10 protein-coding genes are annotated in these 11732 nt (G+C 28.8%); 6 read left to right on the top strand and 4 right to left on the bottom strand.

Translation table 11 applies throughout. The features are described 5' to 3' along the window. Positions 1–17: 17 nt before the first annotated feature. The 4 genes from KEC93_RS02675 to KEC93_RS02690 all read left to right on the top strand — a co-directional run bounded on the left by KEC93_RS02675 (position 18) and on the right by KEC93_RS02690 (position 4736). Positions 18–914 (top strand): metal ABC transporter solute-binding protein, Zn/Mn family, encoded by an 897-nt coding sequence (locus KEC93_RS02675; protein ID WP_011967826.1) that lies wholly within the window; start codon positions 18–20, stop codon positions 912–914. Positions 915–1418: 504 nt separating this feature from the next. Further along, on the top strand, positions 1419–3209 hold the full coding sequence (locus KEC93_RS02680) for a MutS family DNA mismatch repair protein (RefSeq protein WP_077868997.1): 1791 nt from the start codon (positions 1419–1421) through the stop codon (positions 3207–3209). Between the two features lie 47 nt (positions 3210–3256). Continuing rightward, positions 3257–4168 carry a 3'-5' exonuclease gene (locus KEC93_RS02685; RefSeq protein WP_011967828.1) on the top strand — a complete coding sequence of 304 codons (912 nt, stop codon included), beginning with the start codon at positions 3257–3259 and terminating at the stop codon, positions 4166–4168. Between the two features lie 118 nt (positions 4169–4286). Further along, entirely contained in the window at positions 4287–4736 is a 450-nt protein-coding gene (locus tag KEC93_RS02690) for a CBS domain-containing protein (protein WP_011967829.1), read from the top strand. A 186-nt stretch (positions 4737–4922) separates the two neighbouring features. On the opposite strand, the gene KEC93_RS02695 is transcribed toward KEC93_RS02690, so the two are convergent. From KEC93_RS02695 to KEC93_RS02705, 3 genes are read right to left on the bottom strand one after another with little or no spacing between them, the layout of a single operon-like run. After that, positions 4923–5582, bottom strand: a complete 660-nt coding sequence (locus tag KEC93_RS02695; RefSeq protein WP_077868996.1) for a DUF1292 domain-containing protein — start codon at positions 5580–5582, stop codon at positions 4923–4925. Between the two features lie 10 nt (positions 5583–5592). Continuing rightward, the gene (locus KEC93_RS02700; protein WP_011967831.1) at positions 5593–6243 is read right to left on the bottom strand and encodes a PspA/IM30 family protein; all 651 of its coding nucleotides are present in this window, start codon (positions 6241–6243) and stop codon (positions 5593–5595) included. 21 nt (positions 6244–6264) lie between these two features. Further along, positions 6265–6852 carry a hypothetical protein gene (locus KEC93_RS02705; protein WP_207717933.1) on the bottom strand — a complete coding sequence of 196 codons (588 nt, stop codon included), beginning with the start codon at positions 6850–6852 and terminating at the stop codon, positions 6265–6267. A 457-nt stretch (positions 6853–7309) separates the two neighbouring features. Here KEC93_RS02705 and rpsA point away from each other — a divergent pair, with 457 nt between their 5' ends. Next, the gene (rpsA, locus tag KEC93_RS02710) at positions 7310–8464 is read left to right on the top strand and encodes a 30S ribosomal protein S1 (protein WP_077868994.1); all 1155 of its coding nucleotides are present in this window, start codon (positions 7310–7312) and stop codon (positions 8462–8464) included. Positions 8465–8536: 72 nt separating this feature from the next. On the opposite strand, the gene pyk is transcribed toward rpsA, so the two are convergent. Beyond that, a complete protein-coding gene (gene pyk / locus KEC93_RS02715; protein WP_011967834.1) occupies positions 8537–9955 on the bottom strand; it encodes a pyruvate kinase in 1419 nt (472 codons plus the stop codon). 163 nt (positions 9956–10118) lie between these two features. On the opposite strand from pyk, the gene KEC93_RS02720 reads away from it, so the two are divergent. Continuing rightward, complete coding sequence (locus KEC93_RS02720) at positions 10119–11576, top strand: aminoacyl-histidine dipeptidase (protein ID WP_077868993.1); 1458 nt, start codon at positions 10119–10121, stop codon at positions 11574–11576. Positions 11577–11732: the final 156 nt, after the last annotated feature.

Below are 11732 nucleotides of genomic sequence, written 5' to 3' on the forward strand. Positions count from 1 at the left end.
CAAACTGGAGGTATAATATGAAGAAGAAAATAATTTCGGGAGCGTTAGCGGTATTAGTAAGTTTTATGCTAATCGGATGTGGAGCTAATGCAAATACTGGAATACAAAACAAAACTGAAGATAAATTAAAAATTGCAGTTTCAATATATCCATTAAAAGAATTCGCAGAGAAGATAGCTGGTGATAAAGCCGATGTTATATGTCTAGTTCCTGATAATATGGAGCCACATGATTATGAGCCTAAAACCAAAGATTTTCAGGAATTAACAAAGAGTAATGCGTTTATTTATAATGGCTTAGGCATGGAAGAATGGGTAGGTCAAGTAAATGAAGCTATTAAGAATACTAATGTAATTGTTGTAGATTCAAGTACTGGTATAGAAACCAGGCAAGAGGGGGATGCGGTTGATCCACATGCTTGGCTAAGTTTAAAAAATGCTGAAATCCAATCAAGTAATATAAAAGATACACTAGTAAAGTTAGATGAGAAAAATAAGGATTATTATGAAGAAAACTACAATAAGTTTAAAGAGGAATTAGAGAGTTTATATAGTGAATATAAACCCAAATTTGATACATTAAGTAAGAAAAATTTCATAACAGGTCACGCTGCATTTGGATATTTATGCAGAGACTTCGGATTGACTCAAAAATCAGTAGAAAATTTATTTGCAGAGGGTGAGCCAACTCCTAAGCAATTAAAAGACTTAGTAAGTTTTTGTAAAGATAATAATATAAAGACTGTTTTTTCAGAGTCGTTAGCGAGCCCTAAAGTTTCGGAAACTTTAGCAAAAGAAGTTCAAGCTGATGTAGTTCCAATACTTACATTAGAATCAAAAGAAGATGACAAAAATTATATAGAAGCTATGAGATACAATTTGGATGAGATATACAAGTGCTTATCTAAAGAATAGACTAGATTAACTTTAATAGAGATTGAGGATTATTTTCAAGGTTATATTGGAAATAATCCTTTTAATTTTAATCCTTGGAGTTAATAAAATCACATATTAGGTAGATGTCTCTGACTTAAATAAAAAAATTATCTTAGTGTTTTAATAATATCTATAAGTTTAATGAAAAAATAATTTAAACAAAGGAATATAAATCGAATTTATTATGGTAATATTATACTTATAGAATATGTATTTTATATATGAATTACTCACTACATAAAGCTAAAATGGATATGAGGTAATAATAAAATAGATTGCACAAGATAACAAGGTAGATTAAAATATCCTGAATTAAAAATAAGATATCTTAATGTGCTTTATTTTATTTGTGATATAGAATTGGAACAATAGTTTAATTTATATTAATCATTTGAGTTTTGTTTAAATTTAAATTACGAAGTTTAGTTTATAGTCAACAAAAAGATTGCTTATAAAAATAAAATTATTATGTTAGGAGGAATTATGAGTTTAGCAGAAGAATTTTATAAAGAGAACATACAACGATGTTTAAGACAAACAAAAGACCTGAACTATAAGGTGAAAATTATTGGATGGAGCAGGTTGTTTGTAGTGATTTTAGGGGTATTAACTGATTATATATTATATAGTCAGAATAAATTAAATCTAATATTGATCTCAACTATATTTTTTATTGGTATATTTATTGTTTTGATATTTTATCACAATAATATAATTCAATACAGAGAAAAGATAAATACGATAATGAAAATTAATGAGAAGGGAATAAAAAGATTAAGTGGTGATTTTACGAGTTTCGAGGATTCTGGTTCAGAGTATTTGGACTATAAGCATCCATTTGTAGATGATTTGGACGTATTTGGCAATAACTCGATTTTTCAATATATTAATGATACAGTAACTAAAGGAGGAAGAGAAGAACTAGTAAAATTATTAAAAAATGAAGGGAATTTGAATAAGCTTGATATTGCTGAAAGACAAGAAGCTGTAAAGGAATTGAGTAGTAAAGCTGTCTGGAGGCAAAATTTAGTTCTTGAGGGCAGTTTGAAAAAATCAAAAGATATAGACTTAGATAACTTAATTAATTGGAGTGAAGGGACAGAATCATCAAGTCCGCTGAGAATTGTTATCGCATGTACTTTTATTTTAGTAACAATTTTCTCGATATATTTAGCAATAGTAAAGGTAATACCACAATCATTTCTACTTTTAAATCTTATGGTGAACTTTATCGTTGTTAAAGTGTTATCTAAAAGCATGGGTACAGAGATTAAATTATTTGAATCCATAAAAAATAGCATATATGGGTATAGTAAAATTTTATTTCTAATAGAAGAAGAAAATTTTGATTCACAATATTTAAAGAATTTACAAGGAAAGTTGAAAAGTGATAAATTAAGTTGTAAGGAAGAGATGAAAGCTTTTTCTGATATCTTGGATTGGATAGGAAATAGTTCATATAATGCATATTATCTGTTATTTAATATACTATTATTTTCTGATGTATTTCTATTAAGAAGTTTAGAAAAATGGAGAGAAAAGAATGGGAATAAACTTAAAGGCTGGTTAGAAGTAATGCATAAAATAGATGCATTAGTTAGTGTATGTAATTTGCCATTTGAAAATGAAAATTGGACGTATCCTGTTATTTTAGATAAAAATGAAATAACTGCAGTGAATATAGGTCATCCTTTATTAGGAGAAAAAGCAGTTGAAAATACATTTTCGATGACGGGTAATCAAAAGGTTTCTTTAATCACGGGTTCCAATATGTCTGGGAAAAGTACATTTTTAAGAACACTTGGTACTAATCTGGTTTTAAGTTACATCGGAGCACCAGTGCATGCGGATAAATTTTCTTGTGGAATTATGAAGATATACACTTGCATGAGAACAAAAGATAATTTAGAAGAGAATATTTCATCATTTTATGCAGAAATTTTAAGAATAAAAATATTAATAGAGGCGTGCAAAAGAGGAGAAAGTGTATTTTTTCTACTAGACGAAATATTTAAGGGAACTAATTCAAGAGATAGGCATACTGGTGCATCTGTATTGATTAAACAATTAATTAAATACGGAGGGGTTGGGCTTGTTTCTACTCATGACTTTGAATTATGTGATTTAGAAAATGAAAGTGAAGAGATAATAAATTATAATTTTAGAGAATTTTATGAAAATAATAAAATCAAATTTGACTATATTCTTAGAGAAGGAAGAAGTACAACACAAAATGCAATTCATTTAATGAAGCTTGCGGGGATAGAAGTATAAATAATTGAGTTTAAAGAATTAAAAATTAGCATTAGAAAGGATTAAGCATGGGGTACATTATTATTGACTTAGAATTTAATAATTTAAAAAATATAACTAATTATCAAAAAGATTTTTTTGAAAAATATGGCGAGTTTGATTCAATAAGTTTGGAAAATGAAATTATAGAAATAGGTGCAGTAAAAGTAGATAAATATATGAAACCTATAAAAGAAATTAGGGAATATATTAAGCCTAAAATATTTCCGGTAATTAATCCAATAGTAACAGAAATCACTAAAATAGATATGGATATACTTAATGAAAAAGGAGTATCTTTTGAAGAAGCTATAAGTAAATTAAAGGATATGTTTGAAGATGGAGATGTTTTATGTTCATGGGCAAAGGATGACGTTGCAGAATTAATTATTAATGCCCATCATTATAATTATAATGATTTAAGATGGTTAAACGAATATCTCGATATTCAAGAATATGTTACTAAAATTTTAGCTCATAAAAAAGCATTGGGGCTTAAGTCAGCTTTAGATGAATTAAAAATTAAAGTAGATGATACAAAATTACATGATGCTTTAAATGATGCAAAATATACCGTAGAGGTATTTAGAAGAGTATATAATTCTAGAGTGATAAAAAATTATATAGTTAAAGATATATATAATATGCCTGCCATACAGGTATCAGATCTTGAGAGTATAAAAATAAAAGAAGAAAAATTAATGCTAAAGTGTCCTAAATGTGGAAAAAAAATTGATTTACAAACTCCTATAAAGCTTTTAAATTGGAGATTTGCAGCTGTAGGCACTTGTCCGAAATGTAAGTGCAATGTTTTATGCGAAGTTCTGGTTAAAAAGACTCTTCAAGGAGAGAATGGATATAACGAAGTTAATAGTGTATTGAAAGATGAAGCGTACTTAAATTATATCTATAAGTTAGAGAATAGTGAGAAAAAAAGGTGATTTCAGTATATATTCAGAAATAAGTAAGAATTTAGTTAAAGAAATTTAATCCGAGATATGATAAAATAGTTTTGTGAAGAAGAACAAAACGAATACATTGAATGAAAGGATTTTATTTATGAATATAGCCTTTTTTCTTACACCAAAAAATGAAGTTATATGTGAAAATCAAGATGCAACTATGAAACAAGTTATGGAGAAAATGGAATGCTACGGATATACAGCTATTCCTATTATAGATAGAGAAGGAAAATATGTTGGAACGCTAACAGAAGGAGATCTATTGTGGAAGCTAAAAAATACACATAATTTGAATTTTAAAAACATAGAATCTGTTAAAGTTAAAGACATTTATAGAAAAACAACTCATAGGTCTGTTTCTATAACTTCAAATATAGAAAGCTTAATATCGTTAGCTGTAAGTCAAAATTTTGTGCCTGTAACAGATGATGATGGTACTTTTATAGGGATAATAAAAAGAAGCGATATAATAAATTATTGTTTCAATGAGATGGAAAAGAGAAAAGAATTAGAAATACAACAATTTTCAATGTATGATGAAGGTTAAAGTATTATAGATATAAGAATCATATTGATTTTGAAAATTTAAACTTATGAGTAACTAGTAAAAATGGAGATACGTATCTTTATTATAAAGATACGTATCTCCATTTTATTCTGAGAAAGATTTGCTTTTATAAATCAACTTCGAACTATAACTTTTATATTATTAGATAATAGATTTTTAATAGTACTACTCTGCATTTTGATAAGTTTCTACTACAAAATCAAATTCGTTGGGATCAGTTATCTCTCCGTAACTATCTTCTTTTATTCCAGGGTAATAGTATAGTACTAGCTTATCATTAGAGTTGTTGGAATTTTCTAGAAGAATATACAAATTATCTAAAGTACAGTCTTCAACGACAGCTAAAACATTATATTTTGAAGAGATACCAGTATCGTTGTTAGTAAGTTCTAGCATAAAATTATCAAATTTTCTTACATTGACTCTTTCTTTATCACAGGAGCAAATTAGAGAACTGCTTCTACAGCTTGAACATTTTTTGAAATTACAATCAAATGCACAACTCAAGCATTCACAATGAGAGCATTTTTCTAACTGTTTAAAGTTTTCTCTATTTTTAGCTTTAAAATCTTGAAGTAAGTTTATGCTAGGACTAGATTTAAACATTGAAAATAAGGATTTTTTCTTGCAGTCAGCTTCAGCAGAATCTAAAAGCTTCATATAGTCCTTAAGAATAGGTGACTTAGAGAAATATTTTCTTATCCTTGAATCTCTTTCTGAAATAAATGGGGATATTTCACTTATAGCATAAGTTATATCTGTATAAATTTTGCCCCAATACCTTCGTTCTTCGTTGATAAAATTTAGGTCCTTATCATTATCCATGTCTTATCACCTAATTAGATTTATATTTTGCTAATTCAAGATCCAAATCAACTTCATCTAATTTCTTAAATTCGCTATCAAAATCATCTAGGTCTCTTAATTCACCTAAACCTTGAGCAAGAGATTCTTTACGTTGAATTTTTCTTTCTATACTATCAATTTGTATTGAGTTATTTTTAGTTTGAACATTAGCAAGAACTTCATTAACTTTTTGAGAAGCTTCAGCATTTGCAAATCTTGCAGCTGCCTCATCTCTGTAACTCCTAGTTTTTGTTATTTCTTCTTCTAAAGCACGTAAGTTTGCCTTTAAAGTATCTGCTTGTATTTTAGCATTATCATAGCTTGCTTGTAGAGAAGCAGCCTTTTTATCTGTTTCAACTTTTTTAGCTAATGCTCTTTTAGCTAATTCCTCATTTCCTTTACTTAGTGCTAATCTAACCTTTTGATCATAATCTTCAGATTCCTTTTTAGCAGAATCTAGTTTTTTCTCAATTTCATGAACATTACCTAAAATTTGAGCTGAACTTAATTTTGCTTTATTGAATTGTTCATCCATATCTCTTAGTTTTTGGTCTAATAATTCAACTGGATTTTCCATTTCATCTAATGAGTTGTTTACTTTTGCCTTAATCATATTTGACATCCTTGAAAAAATTCCCATGCCTATACCTCCAAATAATTTTTATTTTCTTTTATTATTTAAATATTTTTTTATTAATATAATAGCTAGTACGAATACTCCAGCTAAAACTAAGGTGTTAATTAATGAACTTGATGGTGAACCAAAATAAAATGGTCTATAAAAGTATCCTCCACCAAAGAATGGCCAGAATGAATGTCTGTTGGAACCACTATTATATGTTTGAGTATTAGTATTTTTATTATCATTTGTATTAGAAGAAGTTGAAGGGTCAGTGGTTCTACTTTTATCAGTTGTAGAATAAGAACCGCTACTAAATCCTTGTGATCCACCACTACTTGAAGATGAAGAAGAATTCTTTGAATTTGAGTTTGAAGAATCACTATTCGAAAAATTACCAGATTTAAATCCTTCACCACTCTTTGAACTACTTGAATCACCACTTGTGTTTGTTGAGGATTTACTAGAAGAACTTGATCCACTAAAAGATCCCGAACTAAATCCATTACTTGATTTTGAACTGCCAGAACTAAATTTGCTGCCGCTGGAGCTTGACCGACTGCTACTACCAGTTGATTTAGCAAAGGCGACTGTAGTATTGTTAGATGTATTTATACCTATAAATGACATAGCATCTAAAGATAAATTAGAAAATATAAATATGAATGTTAAAAATATAGTTAAAACATATTTTTTTTTAATCTTACGAATAGTGATCACCCCTTAAAAGATTATGTACTTATTATATAAAAAAGATTCCTTATACACAATATGGAAAAGCGATGAAAAAAGACTAAAAAGGATGATTATAATTGTATATCGTAATAAAGGTTATTATCTCTCTCTTATAATAGTTATTTCATATCTTTTTAAATGGTATTTGATACTGTATAATGAAATTGCAAATAATTTTGGGAATAATTAGATTAAAACAATATGGATTTTTATATTAAGATAATATGAGGATTAAATTTAAAATGATTATATTATAATTATATTTGTAGCACAGTAAACCGTACTTGTGTAAAAGATTCTATTAGACTATTATTGTAAGTAAGAAAAATTATAATGAGGAGTGAATTATACTATGTCCAATGAAGAATTAGAAAGCAATATGAGCGAACTTTTAAATCAATATGATGTAAAAAGACTAAATAGAGGAGATGTATTAAAAGGTAAGGTTATAGATGTAAACGATAAGGAGGTTTCGGTTAATATAGATTATGCTTTCGATGGATTAATAGCTAAAGAAGAGGTATCTATAGATGACAGGGATCCAATGGAAGTAGTCAGTAAAGATGATGAAATTTATGTTTATGTCATATCTCCAAATGATGGTGAGGGGTATGTTGAACTTTCTTTAATAAAAGCTTTAGAAATAAAGGATAGAGAAGAATTAAGTGAATGCTTTAAAGAAGAAAAGAATGTTAAAGTACATGTGAAAGAAGAAACTAAAGGTGGAGTGATTGCATATTATGGCAACATAAAAGTCTTTATCCCAGGCTCCCTTGCAAGTAGAGAAAGAATCCAGCTTAGTAATTTGGTAGGAAGAGATTTAGATGTTAGAATCACTGAATTAGACTTTAACAATAAAAGAGTTATAGCTTCAAGAAGAATTCTTGAAGAAGAAGAATATAACAAAAATAAGAAAAATATATGGGATGACTTAAAAGATGGAGAGAAAAGAAACGGTGTTGTTAAGAAAATAGTTAAGTTCGGAGCATTTGTTGACATTGGAGGAGTAGAAGGATTAATTCATATTTCAGATTTATCATGGGAGAGAGTAAATAGGCCTGAAGATATAGTTAAAGAGGGAGATAAGGTAGAAGTATTTATAGGTAGTGTGGATAGAAAAAATGAAAGATTATCATTAATATTAAAAGATGTAACTAAAGAGCCATGGACAGTTCATAGCAATGACATTAATGAAGGAGATATACTTGAAGGAAAAGTTGTACGTCTTACTGCATTTGGCGCATTTGTTGAGTTATTTGATGGAATAGAAGGTTTGGTTCATATAACAGAGATTACAGATGAACATATTGCAAAGCCTTCAGATGTGTTGGAAGTTAATCAAAAAGTAAAGGTCAAGGTATTAAGTATCAATAGAGAAGAAAAAAGAATAGCATTAAGTATAAAAGAAGCTGTAGAAAATAATAAAGAATATCTTGATTATATTGACAATAGTGATGAAAGTGGAACCTCTTTGGGGGATTTACTTAAAGGATTTAAATTTGAGTAGATTTACAGAAGTATAAATATGAAAAATAAGTATGGATAATCATCCATACTTATTTTATTTGGAGTATTTTAATTAAATCTTTTCTATTTTTAACATATTAGTTCCACCAGTTTGAGTTGTTGGCATTCCAGCAGCAACTATTATATCATCTCCAGGTTGTGTGAAATTTAGACTAAATACTGTGTTTTTAGCTTCTGTTAATATTTCATCTGTTGAGTTAAACATTTTACAAGGCATTGGGAAGATTCCAAAATTTAAGCTTAATCCTTTTCTTACTTGTTCGTAAGGTGTTATAGCTATGATTGGAGCCTTTGATCTGTACCTTGAAAGTAGTCTTGCAGTAGCACCGCTCTTAGTTGCTGCCACTATAGCTTTTGCATGTAAGATGTTAGCTGTTCTACATGCTGAATAACTTATTGCAGCTGCGTAGTCAGTAAGTGATGGTTCTCTAAGTCTTGCAGTTAAGTGATTATAATCTAAGTATTCTTCAGCTTCTTGAGCAATTTTTGACATTGTCTTTGCTGCTTCTATAGGGAAACAACCAGAAGCACTTTCACCACTTAACATAATTGCATCAGTTCCATCAAAAATAGCGTTACAAATATCACTTGCTTCAGCTCTAGTTGGAAGTGAATTTCTAATCATTGAATCAAGCATTTGAGTTGCAGTTATAACAACTTTACCAGCTTCATTACATTTTCTGATTATCATTTTTTGTATTATAGGCACTTTTTGAATTGGAATTTCAACACCCATATCTCCTCTGGCAACCATTACAGCGTCAGTTACTTCGATGATAGAATCTATATTATCTACACCTTCTTGGTTTTCGATTTTAGCTATTACCTTTATATGTTCCCCATGGTTTTCTTTTAGAACTTTCTTTACATCTAAGATATCACTGGCTTTTCTTATGAAAGATGCAGCAATAAAATCAACGCCCATTTTACATCCGAATTTTATATCTTCTATATCTTTTTCTGTAATTGATGGTAATTTAATAACTACATTAGGTACATTTACACCCTTATGATTTTTAATTTCACCACCTACAACAACTTTTGTATGAATTGTTTTACCTTCAACACCAGTAACTTTAAATTTTAGAAGACCATCATCAACAAGAATTTTTCCGCCAACTTTTATATCTTGATAAAGTACATCATATGAGATTGAGCATCTTTTCTCATCACCAAGAATTTCTTCGCCACATATGAAATCGAAATCGTCACCGTCATTAAGAGTTACACCATCGTTTACAAAGTTATGAGTTCTGATTTTCGGACCTTTAATATCAAGAACTATAGCTGTTGCAGAATTCATTTCTTTACTTAGACGTTGGATTAGTTCGATTTTTTCTTTGTGTGTTTCATGTGTACCATGAGAAAAGTTTAATCTTGCAGCGCTCATCCCAATTTCAATGAACTTTCTTAAAGTCTCCTCATTATCGCTTGCTGGACCAATAGTAAAAATCATTTTTGTTTTTTGCATATAAACACCTCACATTAAAATTTTGTATATATATTATAGTGTGTGAAATAATTAATCATAAAATAATAAAAATATACATAATATAGCAATATTTTATGATAAACTAAGAAAAGATATGTATAATCATATTCTATCATATAATTGATGAAAGGAAGAGAGTAGAATGAAAAATTTAGAGAATATTACGGGGAAAAGAATTTTTTATCATTTTAATGAAATAAGTAAGATACCAAGAGGTTCTGGAAATGAGAAGCAAATAAGTGATTATTTATTGAGCTTTGGAAAGAGTTTAGGATTAGAATGTATTCAAGATGATGCCCTAAATGTTATTATTAAAAAACCTGCATCAAAAGGGTATGAGAAAGCTCCAACAGTTATAATCCAAGGTCATATGGATATGGTGTGTGAGAAAAATAACGATAAAATTCATGATTTTGAAAAAGATCCAATAAGTTTAGTGGTCAAAGATGATTATATATATGCAGATAATACAACTCTTGGAGGAGATGATGGAATTGCTGTTGCTTATGCGATGGCAATATTGGAGGACACATCGATAGAACATCCTGCTATAGAGGTATTAATAACAACAGATGAAGAAACAGGAATGACTGGAGCTAAAGCTGTACGATCAAAAGATTTAGATGGAAAAATTGTTTTGAATTTAGATTCAGAAGAAGAGGGAAAACTTTGGGTCAGCTGTGCTGGTGGAATTAGAACTGAATCTACTTTGCCTATTGAATGGACAAATAAAAAAGAAAATACAAAAGAATATGTGATTGAAGTTAAAGGATTAGCTGGAGGACATTCAGGAGCTGAAATTCATTTAGAAAGAGGAAATGCAAATAAATTAATGGCAAGAGTATTAAGGGAAATCTTAAATAAGGTATCTTTTAATTTAGTTTCATTAAAAGGTGGAGCAAAAGATAATGCAATACCAAGAGAAGCTATGGCGGTTATTTCAATTGATCAATCAAAGGAAAAAGAACTGATTGAAGCTAAAACAAAGATAGATAGTGATATTTCTAAAGAATTGAGCACAAAAGATCCAGGACTTAAGATAACATTATCTGAAAGTAAAGATAAAATAGAAAAAGTATTTTCAGATGATACTACAACTAAAGCAATTAGTTTATCATATTTGTATCCAAATGGTGTAAACACAATGAGTTCTGAAATAGAAGGATTAGTGGAAAGTTCATCAAATCTTGGAGTGGTAACAACCAATGAAAGTGATATAAAATATCATAGTGCTGTTAGAAGTTCTGTGTTTTCATTGAAAGAAGAAATAGTTGAAAGAAATAAATGTTTAACTGAAATTATGGGAGGTACATTTGAGTCTGCCGCAGGATATCCAGAATGGCCATATAAAAGTGATTCAAAAATAAGGGATATATGCAAAGATGTATACCTTAGAATGTATGGAAAAGAAGCAGAAGTTGTAGCTATCCACGCTGGATTAGAATGTGGGATACTTAAGGAAAGACTTGGAGATTTAGATATGATTAGTTTTGGGCCTAATATCATTGATATACACACTCCAAATGAACATTTAAGTATATCATCTGCTTGTAGATGCTTTGAATATTTATTAGAAGTTCTCAAAGAAATTAGAAATTAGTATAAAAAATTAATTAGAACAGTAAGTTAACCAGAAAATTTATTGGATAACTTACTGTTTTTTTATTACTCTCACAATTTTGAGTTTTAAGTTTATTTATAAAAAAGATAATGAGTAAGAAATAACAAAATGTAAAACAAAAGTCAGAAAATTATA

Origin of the sequence: Clostridium beijerinckii (assembly GCF_018223745.1) — a bacterium.
GTDB classification, from domain to species: Bacteria; Bacillota; Clostridia; order Clostridiales; family Clostridiaceae; genus Clostridium; species Clostridium beijerinckii.